The following is a 20,317-nucleotide window of genomic DNA, read 5'->3' on the forward strand; positions in this document are numbered from 1 at the left end:
TTATAATAACGATTTCGGCTTTTTAAAATATAGTAACTCCGGATTAAAAGTATAATATTTTTTAAGTAAAGTAAAACGTTTTTGCAAAAAAGTTTTGGGAGGTGTAAATCTGCTATGGTAGGGAATAGTAGCGATATTTCGGGGAATTTGAAGCAAATCTGAAAACTGATACAATATTGACCAAAACAGGAAAGTGTTATTTTGGCATACTTTCCTGTTTGGTGTGATTTTTCTGATAAAATAGTATATCTTTTCTACCTGACTTCGAAAATGTAAAACTGGGTCTCTTCTCTTTTATCAAAATTATTGTCAACCACGAAAATAAGTGTCTTATGTCCATTTGGTAGATCCGGCCCGAAAGTCATACCCTCAACATTGTCCACGAACGTATCCAGCCCGTCAAAATTGAAGAATAACGTCTTTTGTACAGGTGTAAATTGTTTCGTTCCCTGCAATGAATGAATGGTGGAAATATTTGTAGCGTTTTGAAGATTAACCTTAAATACACGGATGGAGTTGTTTTCCACCCCTGTTGAGAAAGAACGTTCCATTACCAGTAGCTCTGTTTCGGAAAGCACAAGTATGTCAGAAATGCCGTTCACATGAAAGGCTGATTCGGGAATAGACGGATGTGCAACAGGCTCCAGTTTATAAGCATACTGTGCTGCCGGTTTGCCGCTACGCATTGCGTATTTAATAATACGCACATAGGCAGTGGTGTCTTTCAGGCCGGCACGGGGACCATCTTCATAACGGGGTTCTTCCAGGCTCACAAACATATGTTGGCCGTCAGGCGTGAATCCAAGCCCCTCAAATACACCATTGCGTCTTGGCCCGTTCTCTGTTGCCTGCATACGAAATTGCTCCGGTAAAGGATAGCTGCCGATGTAGCGCCCACTACTGTCAGTTTCAAATACGCCCGGGTCATTGATAATATTACCCTGTGCCGAAATGATCCGTTCTCCCTCGCTACTCCATACTAAATGACCGGTATGTGCATTGTAACGCATCGCTTCAGGATCCGGCACGATGCTTTTAGTTGCCGGATATACATTCCCGTCAGGCATTCTCAAATAGGTAACACCCGTGAAACGGATGCTGTCATTATCGAAATTACCTACAGGCACCTGTGCCGTGTAGAACCTCGCCGCTTGTCTTTCTGAACGGTCATCGCAGATCATATAATACACCTTCCGGGCACTGTCATAATCAATACCTGAAAGTCCGCCGACAGTCGTGCCGTTAAAAGGCATGTTGTGAGGAACGATGTATTTATGGAGTAATGTCAGTGAGTTAATAACGGGTGTCGTTGTGTCTTTAACATTGGTATTATGCATAGTGGCGCAACCACTTAGCAATATACCAAGCAGCATATATCGTCTCATAAATGAAGCATGGTTTTTATGAGATACAAAAGTAGTAAATGAAAGCAAGCGGCCCTCCCACCTAAAACGGGGAGGGCCAGCTTGTATGACACTAGTTGCTTGTGGTTACACCACCACACGATCCGGGACGATGGAAATACTATGGTTTAATAAACATACCAGCTATAGCCAATACTTGTTCTTCTGTCAGAAATTCATCAAAAGCTTCTGTAGCATCTTCTTTTGTGATGTCGGCCGCAATACCTGTGATCGTTATTGTGGCCTGCACATCATTATCTTCACCTGCGTAAACAGGTTGAATAAGCGGGACGTCATTAGCAGCGTTTGTGATCCACGGCTTCAGTGCTGGTTGCAGCGCTCCGGGAAGATTTCTGCGCATGTAACGTAAGTGTGCCGCATGACGGGCTTCAACAGAATGGATCCTCAATGCAACGGTAAGTACATCAGGATTCTCCTGCAATACGGTTGCCTTTCCTTTATAAGCCCTTACGCCCGTATCTTCAAATGCCTGTGCTACGATCAATAAAGTAGGATAGTCATTGAAAGGATCAAGCCCTTTACCGCCGGAGAAATCAAAAGTAGGTTTAGGATCAGGTGTTCCTCCTGCACCGGTGATAGCTCCTTTGAGAAGTTCCACATGTGCCGCTTCATGATTGGCAATAGTGGTAAATGCACCACGCGATGCATCTGTGGGAAATAATCCTGGCTTTGCAATAGCAGTCGCATAAAACTCAGCTTCGAGATATTCGAGTTTCAATGCATAGTTCAGCACACCCAATACATCTGCCGGGGCGCGTCCATATGCCTTTTTGAACATACCTCCAAGTGCCATGGGAATAGCTGATAGTGCCAGTACTCGTCCTATGTCCCTGAATTGTTTCATGGCATCTCTTCGCGTATCAAGGCGCTGATATATTTCCGGGTCTGCTTTTTCTATAACAGAAAAAATGTTTTGCAGATTCATAATGATCAGATTTAACGGTTGAAGAATTAAGTCTGCGGTTTACTTTGGCAGCGTATTGATATTGATGGGCGTCTTGATATAGACCCCTGCCGCAGCAAATACTTCCGTAGGAGATTTAACAAAATCAAGACCCTGTGCATCTGCATCTGACGCAAAAGTGCCATTACTGATAAGATCCCTGATAAGCGCAGCGTGCCGTGCTTCTACAGAAACGATCTTTCCCGCTAACACGAGATAATCAGCCTTGTCGATGAATTGTCCTGCGCCATTGTAAGCCGCTACGCCCAGATCTTCAAACGTTTTGGCAACAGCAAGTACTTTATCTCTGCTGGTAAAATCAATCGTTGAAAAATCTACAGCAAGGTCTTGTATGGCGCTGCCTCCAAGCGCCTTGCGAAAGAACTCACGATGTGCAATTTCATGATTGCGGATGTCTGTAAAAAAATCCCTTTCAACATCTGAAATACCTGCATAAGGTGTAGTCAATACTTGTATATAGAATGCAGCTTCCAGTTGTTCCAGCGCGAATGCATAGTTTAATACCGACGTATCGCCGCTACCAAAATTGACACCAGCGCTATCATCATCATCACTACTACAACCAGCCAGTGATCCGACGCCTAGTATAGCAGTGCCCATGCCTGCATATTTGAGAAAAGTACGACGGTGCACGTTAGGCATAGCAATACCATTCCCCTGACCATTACTGGTCACAGAGCGGGGTTTCCGTGTGAACATAAATTGAGATTTTGAGTGAATGAATTTTACGTCGACTGATATCAGTAGAAACAATGCGCTAGCTGGAAACACGAGTAGTACTTGGGATTATCACTGGTGCTTCTGATAAGGATATACGCGGGTTTCAGGGATCCGGTTTTAAAAACAAAAATAATAACTACTGTATAGTATGCTATAATACAAGCTGAACTTAGAAAAAAATAAGGTAATCAATCACAACAAGACAATGTTTAAATTATCTGTTACGATTGATTACCTATTTCACACAATGGAGCCTGGTTGCATGGCCTACACAGCCCTGCCGCGTATAATATTTACAAGAATAGCGATGATAGCTAATACCAACAGCACGTGAATCAAACTGCCGGCGGAGTAAACAAACGCACCGAGAATCCATCCGATAATGAGGATCACTGCGATCAAATAAAGTAAGCCGTTCATGTCATAAAGATTTGGTTACAATAAGAAGTAAAAAATCTATGCCAGATAGTGTTAATTGAAACAGATCATACGTATATTCAGTATTTATAGGGGTTACAGCGTATTCTTCCCTTTCCTGAGTAGTACGTAATAGTGTTTTTTAGACGCTTTTTTTTGTGGAGTGTATTCCCCAGCAAGGGCAAAATCCCCGCCATGTAATGCGCTGTAATCTACCACCACGCTGGCCTGAAGTGCAAGCGCAGAAACTGGTCGTATTTTTGACTTATGCAGATATAACCATAATTGAATTAATCTAAAATTTACTATCATGCAACTCAATGAAAAATTGCTGGAAGCCCTGAGTGATCTGGTCAGGATCAATCAAGATCGTGTGGAAGGATATAAGAAAGCAATAGAATTGACAGAAGATACCGACCTGAAGGCTTTGTTCCAACGAATGTCAGATGAAAGCCGTACTTATATTGACCAGTTGAATAACGTATTGTTGGAAAGTGGAGGAGACGTCGGACAGGGCTCTTCCATCTCCGGAAAGATCTACCGCACCTGGATGGGCGTAAAAGCGACCTTTTCAGGGCACGACCGCCAGTCTATCCTGTCTTCCTGCGAATATGCAGAAGACGCGGCACAAAGGACTTACGAAGACGTATTACGCTCAAGTATCCCGATGCCTTATAGTATCCGGGAGCTGATCGCTAATCAGAAGGGGGCGCTCAGAAGCTCCCATGATACGGTGAAAACTTATAGGGACCTGGAGAAGATCCCTCATTAACGAGACGTGTTCATTTTGACAACCGCTGTTCTTTTTGTTCATAATAGGGATGAACGCGGTTGTTCATTATGTGCAGCTTACATTTGAAATGTAAGATTAAGCTGCTACTTATCTCTATAAGTAACATTTTTCAGTAATGGATTTAGGTAAATTTACAGCCCCGTCGGATGCGGGGCTGTTCTGTTTAATATCTAAAGCCCCGGAATTATACATAGCCTGCATCCCAGTCCTTCCATACCGGCTCATATCCCTGGGCACGCAACATACCACTGATACTGGCCGGACTACGTTCGTCCGATATCTCAAATTGCTCCAGCGAAGACAGGTCGGAAGCATATCCTCCCGGATTGGTCTTCGAGCCTGCACTAAGGGCCGTAATGCCCAGCTTGATCACATTGTCCCTGAAACGGGGCGTTTCTCTCGTCGAAAGGCTCAATTCTATCTCCTGGTCCAGTAACCGGTAGGCACAGATCAGCTGTACCAGCTCCCGGTCGTTCATTTCCACTTTCGGCGGTAAGCCTCCTGAACAGGGACGTAACCGTGGGAAGGAAATACTGTATTTAGTTTGCCAGTACGTCTTTTCCAGGTACCGGAGATGTAGTGCCGTGAAAAAACTGTCCGTACGCCAGTCTTCCAGCCCTATCAGTACGCCCAATCCTATTTTGTGGATACCTGCCCTACCCAATCGGTCTGGTGTGTCCAGACGGTACTCAAAATTCGATTTACGCCCTTTGGGATGATGCAGTTTATAATCTGCCTGATGATAGGTTTCCTGGTAAACCAGGACCGCATGCAGACCATGAGGGATCAATTCTGAATAATCTGCCTCATCCATAGGTTGTACCTCCATTGAAATATTAGAGAAGTGTGGCCGTATCACTTCGAGCGCTTCACGGAAATAATCCGTGCCTACTGTCTGGTTAGCCTCGCCTGTTACCAGCAGCACATGATCATATCCCATGGCTTTGATAACGGCTACCTCACGAAGTATCTCTTCCCTGTTCAGCGTTTTCCGGGCAATCTTGTTATCCAGGCTAAATCCACAGTAAGTACAGATGTTCTGGCACTCATTGCTGAGATATAGCGGGATGTATAATTGCATGGTATTCCCGAACCGCTGCTGCGTAAGCTGGCGGCTTAGTTGTGCCATTTGTTCAAGATAGGGCGCCGCCGCCGGCGAGATCAATGCCTTAAAGTCTTCCAGGGTGCGTTTGCTGTTATGTAACGCAGCCTCCACATCTCGGGAAGTCTTTGCATAGATACCGGCTTTGACATCATCCCAGTTATATTGATCAAAGATGTCTTTGAAACCTGACATAATATGCTTGTTTAAACTTCATCAAGAAAGCCGATCAGCGGACTGGAAGCCACTGCCTGCCGTTGCACGGAAGGCAATCCCGCTTCATAGGCCTGTCTGCCGGCTATTACGGCCTGTCTGAATGCCTGTGCCATCATTACCGGGTTTTGGGCCACGGCTATGGCCGTATTGACCAAAACGGCATCCGCTCCTATTTCCATTGCTTTTGCTGCATCTGAAGGACTGCCGATACCAGCATCCACCACTACAGGTACATTACTCTGTTCAATGATGATCTCGAGGAAATCTATTGTCCGCAATCCCTTATTACTGCCTATAGGAGCGCCTAAAGGCATAACGGCAGCGGTACCGGCTTCTTCCAGTCTTTTACACAGCACGGGGTCTGCATGAATGTATGGCAATACGATAAAGCCCAGTTTTACCAGTTCTTCTGCCGCCTTCAACGTCTCTATCGGGTCCGGTAGCAGGTAGCGCGGATCGGGATGTATTTCCAGTTTCAGCCAGTTCGTTTCAAGCGCTTCTCTGGCCAGTTGTGCTGCATATACAGCTTCCTTTGCCGTTCTCACCCCCGAAGTATTGGGTAGTAATTTTAGCTGCGGATGATGTACGTGCTGCAACATATCGTCCGATTCATTGTGTACGTCCACTCTTTTAAGCGCCACGGTTACAAGCTCTGAGCCGGAGGCCAGCAAAGCTTCCTCCATAACAGGCAGCGAGGCAAACTTGCCTGTACCGGTAAACAGGCGGGAAGAAAAAGAATGGCCGGCTATTACAAGTGGTGTCATGTTGTAAGAGATGATACGGTTTGAAATTTATTTGCTGCATGTGTGATCAGGCCACTTACGGCTATACCGTGAACGCCCGCCTGTTTCAGTGCCGGCACGTCTTCCGCAAGTATACCTCCTATGGCGATGACAGGAATATGAATGCCCATATTTCTGAGCGATTCCATGATGCCGGCAATGCCTTCCAGTCCCAGAATGGGGCTAAGCTTTTCTTTGGTAGTGGTGAAACGGTAAGGGCCGAGGCCCACATAGTCAGCACCGTCCTTTACATGAACAAGAATGTCTTCCAAAGTATTGGCTGTGCCACCGATGATGAACGTATCTCCGAGAATGGCCCTGGCGCCGGCAACGGTCATATCCTGCTTGCCTACATGTACGCCATGTGCGCCGACAGTTTTGGCAATATGCGGATGGTCATTGATGATCAGGGTAGCGTTGTACCGTGAGCAGATGGCCTTTGCTGCAAGTGCGCTGGACAGGATATTGTCTTCAGATTCATTCTTGATACGTAGTTGTATCCATCTGCAACCTGCCTCACAGGCAGCCAGGATGTTATCCAGGTGGGAGACCGTTGTCGTTTGTTGTGATATATAATGCAATGAGCTGATCATGTGATATGATAACCTAAAAGTGATGAATGACTGGCCAGGAACTTTTCTGTATATAGTTTGGCCGTGATGCAGGCGGTAGCCAACGAGCTTCCCGCCGCTAATTGTGCTGTAATAGCGGCACTAAGTACGCAGCCTGAACCATGTTTGGGAAAGACGCTTTCGTTGCCTGCAGGAATGTCGAGAATGTTATCCGGAGTTGTGTATAAACTATCCACCCCCTGTCTCTCCTGCCGGTGGCCTCCTTTTAGCAACACTGCGCAATAGGTGGCCAGTGTATCGGCTGCGGCATGACCTTCCTCCTCACCGCTTAGCATCAGCGCTTCCTGGTAATTTGGCGTTAGCAGGTATACCTCCTGTAACACCTCTTTCCATAGAGACAGTGTCGCTGTATCATGAAAGGCATAGCCCGCACTTGCTTTCAGTACCGGGTCCAGTATGATACGGATGCGGGGCCGTATGGCTTTAACAGCCCGTATCACATTCAGTATGGTAGATGCATCCTTTACGATACCGATCTTGCAATAGTCCACCGGGTACGTTTCCAGTAATGGTGTTGCCTGTGCAATGATCTGCTCTGCGGACTGCCATTCCACTGAAAGGAAGCGGGAATCTGTCTGAACGGTAAGTGCGGTGCAAACGCCCAGGCCATAAGTACCGAGCGCTTCAAAGGTTTTTATGTCTGCCAGCAGGCCTGCGCCACCAGATGGGTCCAGGCCGGCAATACTCATGACATATGGCCGTCTGTTCTCCATATATCCCTGATGCGGCGGAAGTTGCTGACTGCAATAGCAGGTTCCTGCCAGATGGCGCCCAATAGGGCAATCCCGTCAAACTGCATGTTGCGGGCCTTTGCTGCTGTGGTATGATCGATCCCACCCAGTGCCAGTACCTGACCGTTGTAGCCGTCCTTAAAAAGGCGGAAGCCTTCTCTGAACATGCTGTTATGCCCCGGTTTGGAAATGCTGTCAAACACCGGCGCCAGTAGCAGCTGGTCCCACTCATCGCTGGCTACCTGCAAGGTTTCGGCGGCGTGTATGCTCGTGCTGAGCCGCCATCCTCTTTGCCGGTAACCGGTGATCTGCTCCCCGGTTATTAGCGCCCTGCCCGATTCATTGAAGTGCACGCCTTGCAGATGGTACTTTTCACAAAGTGAAGGATGGCCGGATATCATGAGTTTACTGTAACACGATGGATCGGCCTCCTGTAACAGCTGCTCATAATCTGTTTCTGACCATCCTGGTTTGCGCACCAGGATGCTGTCTGCGCCTTCAGCGAGCAGGAGCTGCCAATAGCTGGTTTCTTCCGGTAGGAATGTACTGTGTGTGATGATCTGTATCATGCGTATTAGAAGTAAACTTCTCCCCCTTGTTCTTTAAATGCATGTGCCTGTGCCGTCATTCCGGTTTCCAGCGCTAATGTTTCATCTATCTGCTGAGTGGCAGCATAGTCCCGAACTTCCTGTGTAATTTTCATGGAGCAAAAATGAGGCCCGCACATGGAACAGAAGTGAGCAATCTTAGCGCCTTCTGCCGGCAATGTCTCATCATGGTAGGAACGGGCTGTTTCAGGATCAAGGGAAAGATTGAACTGATCTTCCCAACGGAACTCAAAACGGGCCTTACTCAACGCATTGTCGCGGTGCTGTGCTCCCGGATGACCTTTTGCCAGGTCGGCAGCGTGAGCGGCAATTTTATACGTAATAACACCCTGCCTTACATCTTCCTTGTTGGGGAGACCCAGGTGCTCTTTGGGTGTTACATAACACAACATGGCGGTTCCAAACCAGCCTATCATAGCAGCGCCAATGGCAGAAGTAATATGATCGTAACCAGGTGCGATATCGGTAGTTAAAGGTCCGAGCGTATAGAACGGAGCTTCTTTACAATGTTCAAGTTGTTTATCCATGTTCGCCTTGATCAGGTGCATAGGCACGTGCCCCGGCCCTTCTATCATGGTCTGCACGTCATGTTTCCATGCAATATGCGTCAGTTCTCCCAGTGTTTCCAGTTCCGCAAATTGCGCAGCATCATTTGCATCTGCAATACTACCCGGACGAAGACCGTCGCCCAGCGAGAAGGCTACGTCATATGCTTTCATGATCTCACAGATCTCTTCGAAGTTGGTATACAGGAAGTTCTCTTTGTGATGTGCCAGGCACCATTTCGCCATAATTGATCCTCCGCGGGATACAATACCGGTAGTACGTTTTGCGGTTAGCGGCACATAACGTAATAATACACCTGCGTGGATAGTGAAATAGTCTACACCCTGCTCCGCCTGTTCTATCAGTGTATCCCGGAAGATGTCCCATGTCAGTTCTTCTGCCTTGCCGTTCACTTTTTCAAGTGCCTGGTAGATAGGAACGGTACCAATGGGAACGGGTGAATTACGGATGATCCATTCTCTTGTTTCGTGTATGTTCTTGCCGGTACTGAGGTCCATGATAGTATCGGCACCCCAGCGACAGGCCCATACCGCTTTTTCTACTTCTTCTTCTATGCTGGAGCTTACGGCGGAGTTACCGATATTGGCATTGATCTTCACCAGGAAATTACGGCCAATGATCATAGGCTCACTCTCCGGATGGTTGATATTGTTAGGGATGATAGCACGGCCTGCGGCGATCTCCTGTCTTACAAATTCAGGTGTGATGAATTTCACCGGCGTATTGGCGCCGAATGACTGACCCTTATGTTGCTGCCAGAGGGCATTATTTTCCTGGAATAATTTATCTACGCATTGATTCTCACGGGTAGCGATATATTCCATTTCCCGTGTGATGATCCCTTTTTTTGCATAATGCATCTGGGATACGTTATGGTCTGCTTTCGCTTTCATCGGTGAATGCTGGTAGGAGAAACGCAGCGAATCCAGCTTGCTGTCAGCCAGTCTTTCCTTTCCATACGCGGAAGTGATGCCGGGCAGCTGTTCAACATCATTACGGTCCTTGATCCAGCTTTCGCGCAGCCTCGGGAGACCTTTGCGTACATCAATATCGATAGCAGGATCAGTGTAAGGGCCGCTGGTGTCGTAAATCACAACGGGTGAATTAGGGACTTCAGCACCTTTACTGCCATGAAGGCGTGTAGGTGTCAATGTGATCTCTCTCATGGCAACGCCATCTACATAGATCTTTCTGGATGCCGGGAAAGGCGTACGGGAAATTGAATGCATAATAAAATGATTGAATCAGGATTTGAGAATAGTGAAGACAACACATAGGGACACACCACGGCCTTACGGCTATGCGCATATCATTGTAGTTGTATACCGGTAATTGAATGGTTATCCGCCCTGTGTAGCGCGGATGATGGTGACCTTATCTGCTGTTTGTAATAGTTGTTCCTGCCAGGAGGCTTTCGGTATGACCTGGCTGTTAATGGCGATAGCAACGCCCTTTTCTGAAGAAAGTTGAATAAACTGTAAGAGGGCAGCAACAGTTGTTCCTGGCTGCACCGCATAAAGTTTATTGTTTACAAGCACTTCCATGTTTGCAAGGAATTAAAGTGAACAATAAACTTTAAGGATGGAAAGATGAAGAAGAGTTCAGCTACTTTTCCCTACGGCAGTATGAGCTGCGTCAGGTACTGAGGGTTTCATCTCAGCTTCCGGGCTGTAAAACAACCGGGAAACACCCCTAAAGTGCCTTAAAGGTAGTTAAATTTGTTAAACTACTATTGCTATCTTTGAAGCTATGAAAAAATGTCTGGTCGTCTCAGTGATCTGTACTGTTATTATCACAGCCTGTCAACAGCCTGCCCCGTCTTCGAAAACCGTTACGGTAGAAGACAGTAGTCTGATTGATGTGAAGGATACAGTTAGCCCTGAAACGATCGCTGATTCCGTAACACTGGTAAAAGCAGATACGATCTCCTATACCGAAGACCAGTTGCTCGGAAGATGGTTGCAGCCGGTACCGGGAGTGGATAAGGCCACCCAAGGATTTCAGCTGAAGAAAAAAGGCGCTATTACTTCAATCAATACATACTCAATGGTGTACGACAAGTGGAGTGTTTCACATGACACGCTACTGTTATGGAGCCACGCAGAGGGTGTGCAGCAGAAAGATTCTGCCGCCGTCATAGACACTACGCTTATCAAGGCACTAACAGATTCTACGTTAGTCTTGTTTCCCATCAAAGCCGCAGAGGGATACCTCGAAGAATACAAAAAGGTCAAAAGTAAAAAGAGATAGTCCCATCCCATAGTCTACAGGCAACAGACAATCGCGATACATTGCCTGTTACCTGCATGGCAGACTATAGTTTGTCATGAACTAACTAATTATACATTTGCCACAAAGCCACTGCACAGGCTACAACTGCCATGAAAATACCGGCGGTAGCTACCTGTGTGTCATCAATGTTTTTGTGGGCCTTTATTACGGAAAGTCCGCCCACAACAATAGCTGCTATCCCCAGCACCAAAGCGGTGGTAGGGTTCCTTGCTACGAAGGCGTATACCGCAGCAAATATGCCCGCAAACATGGAAACGAAGCAGGCGATCTTAGTGGGAGTGGACGTGGTGTGCTGTTGCATATAGATATCAATTAGAATGATGATAAAAAGTTCATAACCTGTTTATTGCTTTCGTTCTTCCCAGGGTACTTTTAATAATGTCCCTATTTCCTGGTAGTGGGATTCCTGGTATTCATCCAGTCCGTAGCGTAGCCGTGTTACATCATTTACTACCACAAACGTGCCGAAGAGGCGGTCCCAGAACGAGAAGATGTTTGCGTAGTTGGAGTCTGTTTCCGGCTGGTAATGGCTGTGATGCACCTTATGCATGTCAGGCGATACAATGATCCAGCTAAGGGCGGTATCCAGCCATTTAGGCAAGTGAATGTTGGCATGATTAAACTGGGACATAAAGGCTGAAATGGTCTGGTATAACATAACCATCCAGATGGGGATGCCCATGCAAACAATGGTCAGTAAAAGGGCTACTACGCGGAATACAGACTCGACCGGGTGATGCCGTAACGCCGTAGTAGTATCTACTGCTGTATCGATATGATGGATCTTGTGGAAGTGCCACATCCAGGCAATTTTGTGCTGAATGAGGTGGACGAGGTAAGCGCCTATAAAATCCATCATCATAATAGCCAGCAGGCAATGGACCCATACCGGCAGTTCAATGAGGTATAACAGCCCGAAATGTGCTTTCGCTGTCCATTCGGAGGCAATGACGATCATGAATGCGAAACCAAAGTTAACAATGGCTGTAGTGAGGGTAAAGAACAGGTTTGTACCTGCATGCCGGTAACGGTTGCCCTTGAATGAAAGACGGGGTATAGCGCCTTCTATCATCCAAAGAAGTAACAGTCCGCCTACAAGAATAGCGGTACGATACCAGGAAGGAATATTATTAAAAAATTCTTCCATACGGGAATTCAATTTTATGGCCTGGCGGGTACAAGCCTTGATCAATTTATTGTGAAATAGTGGTCATCAAACTGGGGCAAATCAATCGCTTACTGTCCTTTTATTTGGTATTAATTTACGAACTTTTTAAATAATAATTCTTTTGAAAGTGGCTGTGGGCAAAGAAAAAAGCAATCTCCTTGTGAGAGATTGCTTTACAAATAAATATAAGTTATTAGTTGTTTGTTGCGCTGATTAGTTATTCAACATAAGTGGCATTACCAGCATCAGCAGGTCCTCATTTTCTTCTTTTTCAGAAGGCTTCAGAATGCCGGCTTTGGTCGGTGTAGACAGCTCGATGGTAATCTCATCTCCTTCTGCTGCGTTCAGCATTTCGATGAGGAACTTCGCATTGAAAGCAATTTGCATATCATCGCCGGTGTACTGGCAACTCATGCGTTCGTTACCTTCAAAAGAGAAGTCAACGTCTTGTGCAGAGAGCTGGAGTTCGCTGCCGGTGATGTTCAACGCTACCTGGTTAGTGCTCTTATTAGCAAATACGCTCACACGTTTCAGGGCGTTCTGGAAATCGCTTTTCGTCACAGTAAGGCGGTAAGGATTTTCCTTTGGAATAACTACTTTATAGTCAGGGAACCTCGCATCGATAAGGCGGCAGATCATCTGAGCACCGTCATGTGTTACGAAGAAGTGGTTCTGGCTGTAAGCGATCTTTATTTCGCTGTCGTTATCCGGTAATGCTGATTTCAACAGGTTCAAAGGCTTTTTAGGCACGATGAAGGTTTCTGCTTTCGGGCATTCCACACCGGTCCTTACATACTTTACCAGGCGGTGAGCGTCGGTAGCTACGAATGTGAGGCTGGATGGGGTCAGTTCGAAGAACACGCCGGTCATTGCAGGACGGAGGTCGTCGTTACTTACCGCAAACAGGGTTTTGTTGATAGCTGTTACCAGTGCAGTGGAAGTCAGCGTCAGAGAGGTAGTATCATCTGCTGTAGGCTCTTTGGGGAAATTCTCAGGATTTTCGCCCATCACCTTGTACTTACCATTGTCGGAGGTGATCTCTACCGCATAAGAGTTAAGATCTATATGAAAAGTCAGCGGCTGATCCGGCAGGTTCTTGAGAGAATCCATGAGGATCTTTGCGGGGATACAGATACGGCCATTTTCTTTGGCTTCAACCTCCAGCTTTACCTTCATGACAGTCTCAAGGTCTGTGGCCACAACGGTCAACTCGTTCTTGTCGATCAGGAAAAGGAAATCCTCCAATATAGGCAACACCGTATTAGAGTTAATCACCCCGCTGATCTGCTGCAATTGTTTTAACAAAGTAGAGGAAGAAACGATAAACTTCATGTGATATATTGTTATTTAACTTTTTGCTTTTTTGTCAAAATCGGCTACTGTAAAGGATCTTGATGCTATTGGCCGTATTTCGGGTTTGTTAACCGCACTAAAAATAAGGCTTTTTGAGAAAGCGGACAAAGATAGAAAGAATTGTCAAGTATCGTGCTATTTACAGATATTACCGGAAAATGCAATGTTAGATAAAGCGCTAATTAAGATTTGTTTTGTTAGAATAAATTTAATGAATTGTCCATTTATTGTGATGTGGTGAAAAAATCTGCTGTTTCTTTTAAATGATGTTCATATCCTTTAGCTTTGCGGGCGCAAAAAAATATTTTTTAAACTAAAATTCTTTTGGGTTATGAAACTGTCTCATTTAGCCGAAACGTTGATCGGGTCTGAAATTATTAAGCTGGCCGGTGAGATAAAGGAGAAGCAGGCCAAGGGCGAGAAGATCTACAATTTTACCATTGGGGATTTTGACCCGAAGGTATTCCCAATTCCGGCTGAATTTGAGGAAGAGATCATAAAGGCTTATAAGGAAGGGTTTACCAACTACCCTCCTGCTGACGGTATTCCCGAATTAAGGAAATCTGTAAGCGAATTTATCGCTGAACACGAAAACCTGACTTACGATCCTGCAAAGGAAATTGTGATTTCCTGTGGTGGTCGTCCGATCATCTATGCAACTTTCAGAACAATTGTTGACAGGGGCGAAAAGGTAGTATACGCTACCCCGTCCTGGAACAATAACCACTATACTCACTTCCTGGAAGCAGAGCACGTAGTACTGGAAACAAAACCAGAGAACGACTTCATGCCTACTGCTGCCGAACTGAAACCTCTGCTGAAGGGTGCTACCCTCCTGGCGCTGTGTTCTCCGCAGAACCCTACAGGTACTGCCTTCCATAAGCAACAGCTGGAAGAGATCTGTGACCTGGTAATTGCCGAAAACAAGAGCCGCGGTGCTGACGAGAAACCTCTCTACATCCTGTTCGATCAGATGTACTGGGTGCTGACCTTTGGCGAGACAGTACACTACACGCCTGTTTCCCTGCGTCCTGAACTGCGCGACTATACCATCTTCATCGACGGTATGAGTAAAGCTTTCGCAGCCACCGGTGTAAGAGTTGGCTGGGCCCTCGGACCAGCTCACGTAATTGGTAAAATGAAATCCATCCTTTCTCACGTAGGCGCCTGGAGCCCAATGGCAGAACAACATGCCGCTGCACGCTACCTCCGCCGTAAGGATGAAGTGAACGTTTACCTGAAAAAATTCAAAGCTGAAGTAGAAGAGCGCCTGCAGAAGATCTATGAAGGTTTTGACAGCCTGAAAAAAGCCGGCCATCCTGTAGAAGCGATCGCTCCGCAGGCAGCCATCTACCTGACCCTGAAGATCGACCTGGCTGGTAAAAAGACCGCCGATGGTACTGTTCTGGCAGATCAGGCAGCTGTTACTTCCTACATCCTGAACGAAGCAAAACTGGGTCTGGTGCCATTCTATGCATTCGGTTCTTCTAAAAACTCTCCATGGTATCGCCTCAGTGTTGGTACCTGTAAGAAGGAAGAGATCCCGGCGATGATCGCCCAGCTGAAAGCAGCACTGGAAAAACTGCAATAACTGATTATACTGGCAAGCTATAAGAAAAGAAGAAAGGCCGCCCCCGTTTTATACGGAGCGGCCTTCTTCATTGAATAGGTGTGGTGTGGAAAGAAGGGTATAGAATACTTAGTGTTTATCGTGACGGCTGCCCCTACCGCCATGACCGCGATTATCTTTCTTCCACTCGTTATGCTGTGGATGGCCCCTGTTTACAAAGTATCTCCTGTCCCTGCTATCGCGGATGGCTATCTGGTCATGTTTGTTCCTGTAACCATAATACTCCTTACGATACCTGTCATGGAATAAATAAGGCCTATTTACCCCGTTAATCACAACCTTATGGGCATGGTATACATCATAGTTGGCATACCTGGCCGGTAAGACGGCAGACCTGCGCCAGTCATTACCATATCTGTAGATATATACCCTGTCAGGTACATAGTAATATGATTCGATATCCGGCAGATAGTAATAATCCACATGATCATATCCCACTGGTCCCCATGCCGGTTGTCTTCCAATATTTATACTCACGTTGATCTGCTGGGCCATTGTTGTAGCCGTAAGACCTGTTACGGCCACCAGAAGAAGCATTAACTTTTTCATAGCGTTTGATTTTACCTATGTAAGGCAAAAGCAATGCCCCAACTGTGCCAGCGTTGTTTTTTGAGATATAGGGGTAAAATTTGTCGGCTAAAAGCCTGAATGTTGAGACCAGCTCCCTTGTGATATTTATACGTAACGCTCCCGATTACTATCCCGACAAATGAAAAGGTATGCTCCAGGTTCCTTAAAGCATAGTATTAGCGGCTAATAAGCGAAGATCAGGTGTAATGCTCCCGCAGCCCTTAGATAACCCCTCTAAAGCCTGAATGTTCACTTTTCTTTGTTAATTGACTGTAAACGATACTGTTTTTTCCCTTGTGCATACTTTTCGTATTCAATTTCCACCCCTTAAATTTCAATATAGCGTTATATATAAATATGTAAAAAGTTTAAAGGTATTTAGATACGAAAAACAACTGTTTTTGTAATGGGCTGAAAGGCCTACTGGTATTGCCTTATAAGGGATATAACCCGTATATAAGCCGTATATAACCCATATATAAGCCGTATATATCCCGTATCTAAAAAATATGGGTTATATACGGCTTATATATGGGTTGACTATAGTTTATTGATGAGTTATCATAACGTTATCTACTTGTAAAGACTATACCAAAGCTTATCTCGGACAAGCCAAAACCGGAATTCCGGGATTCACACAACCAGGATACAGCTTCCATATGACGCTCATGATCTTCCTTTCATCCTCCGCTTCGAACGGAAGATGAAAGGAAGATCATGGACGTTATATGCAAGCCGGAAGGAATATTAACCTGACCCGGAATCTGCTAAAAATTTGACTTTCTGTTTTTGGGACTTATATAGAGTTATGTAATTAATTGTTTTTCAATAGTTAAGAAAACTGACTTTCTGACTTTTCAACTATCTGACTTTTAAAGTCGAAAAGTTAATCGTTTGTTAAATGCTCAACTTCCTTCGCTTTTATCTGAAATCTTCCTAATTTTGACCCGGAAACAAAAAAAGTCAAAAAGTTAATGCTTGCTGAGAACAAAGATGAAATGAGGGAGAAGATCCTTGAGGCGGCTTTGAAAAGGTTTATGCACTATGGTGCGTCTAAGACCACTATGAATGAGATCGCAGATGACCTGCGTTTCTCAAAGGCATCACTGTACTATTATTTTTCCGATAAAAAAGCATTGCATAATGCCGTCCTGATGAAGATCGGTGAAACCTTCTTCCAGGAGCAGGAGGCAGAGGCAGATAAGGATATATCATCCGAAGAGATATTCAATAATATCATCACCATAAAAAAACAGTTCGTTGAGCGGTTCAGCCGCCTGGAACTTTTTAAGATCCTCAACGATAAATCAGAGGAGATACAACAGATCATCCGGGAGGTGAACGAACGGGAAGCAAAGATGCTTACCAAGATTGTTGAGAAAGGAGTAGCATCAGGAGAGTTTGATGTAGATAATCCCCGGGAGATCGCACAACTATACAGAGACGCAATGGAGGGTTTACGTTTTGCAGGCTTAAGCTGCTTGCCGGAAACACTTCCCGAGATAGACAAAGAAGCATTTGAAAAGATAGTAGCACAGCAGAAATTGTTGACGGAAATATTCGTAAGAGGAATCAAGAAACGTTAAACAGGAATAGCACCACCAGAGAGGAGATATTGAAGGAACATTTTCGTCAGCATTCTGCCGGGGCTATCCGGAACATAGAGAAGGATTTGGAGTAGATAGATTTAGTGGCTGCAGCCGGGACATAACTTCCGTACTGCAGCTTAAGGCTCACCAGGGTGATAACACAATCACCAGTTTTTACACAGTAAAGAATAACAATGAAAGAACACAGGCTGGCAGCTCAATAGCTGCTGCGCCAGGGCAACTTATGCCATCACTTAAAACTATATCCGCCAACTAAAAAATTAAAGTAAAACATACGGATGAAAAGGATAATGTTAACGCTTATTCTCTTAATGGGAATAGGGGGATATACCTCCTATGCGCAATCGGAACTGTCGTTGCAGGAGTGCCTCAAGTATGCGCTCGCAAACAATCAGCAACTGGCAAGTACCCGGCTGGAAGAAGATATGGGCCGTTTTAAAACCAGTGAAGTAAGAGCCAGGGCTTTACCCCAGGTAAATGCACAAGGACAGTATACCAACAATATCAAGAAACAGGTACTGCCTGTTCCAGGTGAGATCACAGGAGGTGCTCCCGGTACCACTACCCTGCTGGAAGCCGGTGTTACACACAACATTGTGGCTTCAGGTACTGTAACGCAAGAGGTGTATAATCAATCCGTATTCACCGGTCTGAAAGCTGCGAAAGCAGGTGAGGAATACTATAGAATGCAAACAGCGCAGAGCGAGGAAACAGTTATCTATAACGTAACACAACTTTATTACAGCACCCTGGTATCCCGCGAAAAAATGATCGTGCTGGATGCTAACATTGAGAAGCTGACCAAACTGGTGGAAACTACTTCGTCCCAGGTGCAAAATGGTCTGGCGCGTAAGATAGATCTCGACCGTATGCGTGTGAACCTTACCAACTATAAAACACAACGCACACAGGCACAGAACCAGTTCCTGGTACAGGCCAATCAGCTGAAACAGCAAATGGGCATGGCGATGAATACCGCACTGAACCTGCCTTCCACCTCATTCAAAGAAATAGAAAGCAAAGCAACGGTGGCAGATTTTGGTGGTATGAACATCGATAACAGGATTGAATATCGCCTGTTACAAAAACAACAAGAGTTACAGGAGTTTCAGAAGAAAGCATACAAGGCGGAATATTATCCTTCGCTCGCATTATCAGGTAACTACTCCTACAATGGTATCAGCAACAAGTTCGACATGCTGAAATCCAAATCAGGCGGGTCCACTGCAAACTGGTATGATATGGCTGCAGTAAGCCTCACCCTGAAGATCCCCATTTTTGACGGATGGGCGCGTCGTTCCCGTGTAAGCCAGGCCAACGTTACATTGAAACAGCTGAGAAAAGATATGGAGGCAACTACCCTCTCTCTGAATACGCAATATGAAAATGCCAAACTGCAGGTACAGAATAACCTCGCTACCATCAGGGCGCAGAAAGAGAATGTGGAACTGGCCGATGAGGTTTACAATTCTACCCAAAACAACTATAACCTGGGCCTCGCCAATCTGACGGACCTGCTGGATGCCGAAACATCCCTCACTTCTGCACAGAATAATTATAACGAAGCCTTGTTACAATATAAGCTGGCAGAGCTGGACATTATCAAGTCAAATGGTAATCTTAAAAGCCTGCTGAACTAATTAAAACCTCTAAAACGCATACCAAACTATATGAAAAAGATTCTTATCTGGAGCGCAGTGACCATCGCAGCTGTTGTATTGATCATGTGGAAACTGGGCGCCAATAAAAAAGCCAACGAAGCCAAAACGGAATTTGTAAAAGAAAGTAATAGCGGGGAAGTACCGGTATTGGTAGAGAAGGTTTCAAAATCTGATTTCTCACAGGGTTTCCTGGCTAACGGGAACTTCACTCCTTTCCGCGAGCTGACTTATCTCGCGGAAACTACCGGCCGTATTACCAAACTGCTTGTAGATGAAGGTAGTATTGTAAAACAAGGTCAGGCTATTGCTTATGTAGATGGTGAAATTCTCAATACCGACCTGCAGGCGGCTAAAACCAATCTGGAACAACTGAGAGTGGATAAAGAAAGATATGAAGCCGCTTTTAAAACCGGCGGTGTGACAAAGAAACAGGTAGATGACGCCACGCTGCAATATGAGTTGTCGCAAACTAAATACGCTGCCGCCAGCCGTCGTGTAGGCGATACATATATCAAAGCGCCTATCAGTGGTGTGATCAACAAAAAATACATAGAGCAGGGCGCTTACCTCTCTCCCGGCAATAAGATGTTTGACATCGTAGATGTATCCCGTCTTAAACTGGCGGTATCCGTACCGGAAATACAGGTAGTGAACCTGAAAGAGGGTGATAAAGTGAAAGTGACTTCCAGCGTATTCCCTGAAGCCAGCTACGAAGGCCGCGTGTCTTTCATTGCTGCCAAAGGTGATAATACACTGAACTATCCCGTAGAAATGGAAGTGTCCAATAACAGCGGCAAACAACTGAGAGCAGGCATGTACGGCACCGCTCATTTTGAAATGAAGGAAGCATTACCCGCTATACTGGTAGCTCGTACAGCTTTCATTGGTGGTGTGAACAGTAACCAGGTGTATGTGCTGGAAAACAATACCGCTAAGATCCGGAAAGTAGTAGCCGGTCGCATTTATGGCGACAGAGTGGAAATAAGAGAAGGACTGAATGAAGGAGAAACTGTCATCACCAGCGGACAAATCAACCTGGTAGACGGAGCTAAAGTAACGGTGCAAAAATAATCAACT

The 20,317-nt window shown here is 45.6% G+C and carries 21 protein-coding genes and 1 riboswitch; of the genes, 6 read left to right on the top strand and 15 right to left on the bottom strand.

What is annotated here, in order from left to right:
• Nucleotides 1-254: 254 nt before the first annotated feature.
• From C7475_RS11660 to C7475_RS11675, 4 genes are all read right to left on the bottom strand, one after another.
• On the bottom strand, nucleotides 255-1,385 hold the full coding sequence (locus tag C7475_RS11660) for an esterase-like activity of phytase family protein (RefSeq protein ID WP_110053524.1): 1,131 nt from the start codon (nucleotides 1,383-1,385) through the stop codon (nucleotides 255-257).
• A gap of 139 nt (nucleotides 1,386-1,524) precedes the next feature.
• Nucleotides 1,525-2,349 (bottom strand): ferritin-like domain-containing protein, encoded by an 825-nt coding sequence (locus C7475_RS11665; RefSeq protein ID WP_110053525.1) that lies wholly within the window; start codon nucleotides 2,347-2,349, stop codon nucleotides 1,525-1,527.
• A 39-nt stretch (nucleotides 2,350-2,388) separates the two neighbouring features.
• Nucleotides 2,389-3,087 (bottom strand): ferritin-like domain-containing protein, encoded by a 699-nt coding sequence (locus C7475_RS11670; RefSeq protein ID WP_110053526.1) that lies wholly within the window; start codon nucleotides 3,085-3,087, stop codon nucleotides 2,389-2,391.
• Nucleotides 3,088-3,375: 288 nt separating this feature from the next.
• Nucleotides 3,376-3,528, bottom strand: a complete 153-nt coding sequence (locus C7475_RS11675; RefSeq protein ID WP_110053527.1) for a lmo0937 family membrane protein — start codon at nucleotides 3,526-3,528, stop codon at nucleotides 3,376-3,378.
• Between the two features lie 307 nt (nucleotides 3,529-3,835).
• Here C7475_RS11675 and C7475_RS11685 point away from each other — a divergent pair, with 307 nt between their 5' ends.
• Nucleotides 3,836-4,297 carry a PA2169 family four-helix-bundle protein gene (locus tag C7475_RS11685; RefSeq protein WP_110053529.1) on the top strand — a complete coding sequence of 154 codons (462 nt, stop codon included), beginning with the start codon at nucleotides 3,836-3,838 and terminating at the stop codon, nucleotides 4,295-4,297.
• A gap of 205 nt (nucleotides 4,298-4,502) precedes the next feature.
• Here C7475_RS11685 and thiH read toward each other — a convergent pair whose 3' ends face one another.
• From thiH to thiS, 7 genes are all read right to left on the bottom strand, one after another.
• Complete coding sequence (gene thiH / locus C7475_RS11690) at nucleotides 4,503-5,615, bottom strand: 2-iminoacetate synthase ThiH (protein WP_110053530.1); 1,113 nt, start codon at nucleotides 5,613-5,615, stop codon at nucleotides 4,503-4,505.
• A gap of 11 nt (nucleotides 5,616-5,626) precedes the next feature.
• Nucleotides 5,627-6,400, bottom strand: coding sequence for a thiazole synthase (locus C7475_RS11695; protein WP_110053531.1), 774 nt, complete (start codon nucleotides 6,398-6,400; stop codon nucleotides 5,627-5,629).
• The gene (locus C7475_RS11700) at nucleotides 6,397-7,011 is read right to left on the bottom strand and encodes a thiamine phosphate synthase (protein WP_110053532.1); all 615 of its coding nucleotides are present in this window, start codon (nucleotides 7,009-7,011) and stop codon (nucleotides 6,397-6,399) included. The genes C7475_RS11695 and C7475_RS11700 overlap by 4 nt, the downstream gene beginning before the upstream one ends.
• A complete protein-coding gene (locus C7475_RS11705; RefSeq protein WP_110053533.1) occupies nucleotides 7,008-7,763 on the bottom strand; it encodes a hydroxymethylpyrimidine/phosphomethylpyrimidine kinase in 756 nt (251 codons plus the stop codon). Before C7475_RS11705 ends, C7475_RS11700 begins: the two co-directional genes overlap by 4 nt.
• Nucleotides 7,736-8,350, bottom strand: coding sequence for a thiamine phosphate synthase (locus tag C7475_RS11710; RefSeq protein ID WP_110053534.1), 615 nt, complete (start codon nucleotides 8,348-8,350; stop codon nucleotides 7,736-7,738). Before C7475_RS11710 ends, C7475_RS11705 begins: the two co-directional genes overlap by 28 nt.
• A gap of 5 nt (nucleotides 8,351-8,355) precedes the next feature.
• Entirely contained in the window at nucleotides 8,356-10,185 is a 1,830-nt protein-coding gene (gene thiC, locus C7475_RS11715) for a phosphomethylpyrimidine synthase ThiC (RefSeq protein ID WP_110053535.1), read from the bottom strand.
• 111 nt (nucleotides 10,186-10,296) lie between these two features.
• Complete coding sequence (thiS, locus tag C7475_RS11720) at nucleotides 10,297-10,500, bottom strand: sulfur carrier protein ThiS (protein WP_110053536.1); 204 nt, start codon at nucleotides 10,498-10,500, stop codon at nucleotides 10,297-10,299.
• A 51-nt stretch (nucleotides 10,501-10,551) separates the two neighbouring features.
• Nucleotides 10,552-10,660: riboswitch (TPP riboswitch) on the bottom strand.
• Nucleotides 10,661-10,705: 45 nt separating this feature from the next.
• Between thiS and C7475_RS11725 the strand changes: the two genes are divergently transcribed.
• The gene (locus C7475_RS11725; RefSeq protein WP_110053537.1) at nucleotides 10,706-11,206 is read left to right on the top strand and encodes a lipocalin family protein; all 501 of its coding nucleotides are present in this window, start codon (nucleotides 10,706-10,708) and stop codon (nucleotides 11,204-11,206) included.
• 85 nt (nucleotides 11,207-11,291) lie between these two features.
• On the opposite strand, the gene C7475_RS11730 is transcribed toward C7475_RS11725, so the two are convergent.
• The 3 genes from C7475_RS11730 to dnaN form a co-directional block, all read right to left on the bottom strand.
• Nucleotides 11,292-11,549, bottom strand: a complete 258-nt coding sequence (locus tag C7475_RS11730) for a hypothetical protein (RefSeq protein WP_146217527.1) — start codon at nucleotides 11,547-11,549, stop codon at nucleotides 11,292-11,294.
• Nucleotides 11,550-11,591: 42 nt separating this feature from the next.
• Complete coding sequence (locus C7475_RS11735; RefSeq protein WP_110054046.1) at nucleotides 11,592-12,395, bottom strand: sterol desaturase family protein; 804 nt, start codon at nucleotides 12,393-12,395, stop codon at nucleotides 11,592-11,594.
• A 234-nt stretch (nucleotides 12,396-12,629) separates the two neighbouring features.
• On the bottom strand, nucleotides 12,630-13,748 hold the full coding sequence (gene dnaN, locus C7475_RS11740; protein WP_110053539.1) for a DNA polymerase III subunit beta: 1,119 nt from the start codon (nucleotides 13,746-13,748) through the stop codon (nucleotides 12,630-12,632).
• Between the two features lie 352 nt (nucleotides 13,749-14,100).
• Between dnaN and C7475_RS11745 the strand changes: the two genes are divergently transcribed.
• A complete protein-coding gene (locus C7475_RS11745) occupies nucleotides 14,101-15,360 on the top strand; it encodes a pyridoxal phosphate-dependent aminotransferase (protein WP_110053540.1) in 1,260 nt (419 codons plus the stop codon).
• A 108-nt stretch (nucleotides 15,361-15,468) separates the two neighbouring features.
• On the opposite strand, the gene C7475_RS11750 is transcribed toward C7475_RS11745, so the two are convergent.
• On the bottom strand, nucleotides 15,469-15,948 hold the full coding sequence (locus C7475_RS11750) for a hypothetical protein (protein ID WP_110053541.1): 480 nt from the start codon (nucleotides 15,946-15,948) through the stop codon (nucleotides 15,469-15,471).
• Nucleotides 15,949-16,943: 995 nt separating this feature from the next.
• Between C7475_RS11750 and C7475_RS11755 the strand changes: the two genes are divergently transcribed.
• From C7475_RS11755 to C7475_RS11765, 3 genes are all read left to right on the top strand, one after another.
• A complete protein-coding gene (locus tag C7475_RS11755; RefSeq protein WP_110053542.1) occupies nucleotides 16,944-17,555 on the top strand; it encodes a TetR/AcrR family transcriptional regulator in 612 nt (203 codons plus the stop codon).
• A 302-nt stretch (nucleotides 17,556-17,857) separates the two neighbouring features.
• Nucleotides 17,858-19,219, top strand: coding sequence for a TolC family protein (locus tag C7475_RS11760; RefSeq protein WP_110053543.1), 1,362 nt, complete (start codon nucleotides 17,858-17,860; stop codon nucleotides 19,217-19,219).
• 30 nt (nucleotides 19,220-19,249) lie between these two features.
• Entirely contained in the window at nucleotides 19,250-20,311 is a 1,062-nt protein-coding gene (locus C7475_RS11765) for an efflux RND transporter periplasmic adaptor subunit (RefSeq protein ID WP_110053544.1), read from the top strand.
• Nucleotides 20,312-20,317 lie beyond the last annotated feature (6 nt).

The sequence above is a fragment of the Chitinophaga sp. S165 genome, assembly GCF_003182155.1.
Taxonomy (GTDB): domain Bacteria; phylum Bacteroidota; class Bacteroidia; order Chitinophagales; family Chitinophagaceae; genus Chitinophaga.

What these genes read in the sequence shown, in the direction of transcription:
- C7475_RS11755 (WP_110053542.1), top strand. Translation starts at nt 16,944, where the DNA reads ATGCTTGCTGAGAACAAAGATGAAATGAGGGAGAAGATCCTTGAGGCG.
- C7475_RS11765 (WP_110053544.1), top strand. Translation starts at nt 19,250, where the DNA reads ATGAAAAAGATTCTTATCTGGAGCGCAGTGACCATCGCAGCTGTTGTA.
- C7475_RS11750 (WP_110053541.1), bottom strand. Translation starts at nt 15,948, where the DNA reads ATGAAAAAGTTAATGCTTCTTCTGGTGGCCGTAACAGGTCTTACGGCT.
- C7475_RS11710 (WP_110053534.1), bottom strand. Translation starts at nt 8,350, where the DNA reads ATGATACAGATCATCACACACAGTACATTCCTACCGGAAGAAACCAGC.
- thiS (WP_110053536.1), bottom strand. Translation starts at nt 10,500, where the DNA reads ATGGAAGTGCTTGTAAACAATAAACTTTATGCGGTGCAGCCAGGAACA.
- C7475_RS11735 (WP_110054046.1), bottom strand. Translation starts at nt 12,395, where the DNA reads ATGGAAGAATTTTTTAATAATATTCCTTCCTGGTATCGTACCGCTATT.
- thiH (WP_110053530.1), bottom strand. Translation starts at nt 5,615, where the DNA reads ATGTCAGGTTTCAAAGACATCTTTGATCAATATAACTGGGATGATGTC.
- C7475_RS11700 (WP_110053532.1), bottom strand. Translation starts at nt 7,011, where the DNA reads ATGATCAGCTCATTGCATTATATATCACAACAAACGACAACGGTCTCC.
- C7475_RS11725 (WP_110053537.1), top strand. Translation starts at nt 10,706, where the DNA reads ATGAAAAAATGTCTGGTCGTCTCAGTGATCTGTACTGTTATTATCACA.
- C7475_RS11695 (WP_110053531.1), bottom strand. Translation starts at nt 6,400, where the DNA reads ATGACACCACTTGTAATAGCCGGCCATTCTTTTTCTTCCCGCCTGTTT.
- C7475_RS11705 (WP_110053533.1), bottom strand. Translation starts at nt 7,763, where the DNA reads ATGGAGAACAGACGGCCATATGTCATGAGTATTGCCGGCCTGGACCCA.
- C7475_RS11675 (WP_110053527.1), bottom strand. Translation starts at nt 3,528, where the DNA reads ATGAACGGCTTACTTTATTTGATCGCAGTGATCCTCATTATCGGATGG.
- dnaN (WP_110053539.1), bottom strand. Translation starts at nt 13,748, where the DNA reads ATGAAGTTTATCGTTTCTTCCTCTACTTTGTTAAAACAATTGCAGCAG.
- C7475_RS11660 (WP_110053524.1), bottom strand. Translation starts at nt 1,385, where the DNA reads ATGAGACGATATATGCTGCTTGGTATATTGCTAAGTGGTTGCGCCACT.
- C7475_RS11665 (WP_110053525.1), bottom strand. Translation starts at nt 2,349, where the DNA reads ATGAATCTGCAAAACATTTTTTCTGTTATAGAAAAAGCAGACCCGGAA.
- C7475_RS11730 (WP_146217527.1), bottom strand. Translation starts at nt 11,549, where the DNA reads ATGCAACAGCACACCACGTCCACTCCCACTAAGATCGCCTGCTTCGTT.
- C7475_RS11670 (WP_110053526.1), bottom strand. Translation starts at nt 3,087, where the DNA reads ATGTTCACACGGAAACCCCGCTCTGTGACCAGTAATGGTCAGGGGAAT.
- C7475_RS11745 (WP_110053540.1), top strand. Translation starts at nt 14,101, where the DNA reads ATGAAACTGTCTCATTTAGCCGAAACGTTGATCGGGTCTGAAATTATT.
- thiC (WP_110053535.1), bottom strand. Translation starts at nt 10,185, where the DNA reads ATGCATTCAATTTCCCGTACGCCTTTCCCGGCATCCAGAAAGATCTAT.
- C7475_RS11685 (WP_110053529.1), top strand. Translation starts at nt 3,836, where the DNA reads ATGCAACTCAATGAAAAATTGCTGGAAGCCCTGAGTGATCTGGTCAGG.
- C7475_RS11760 (WP_110053543.1), top strand. Translation starts at nt 17,858, where the DNA reads ATGAAAAGGATAATGTTAACGCTTATTCTCTTAATGGGAATAGGGGGA.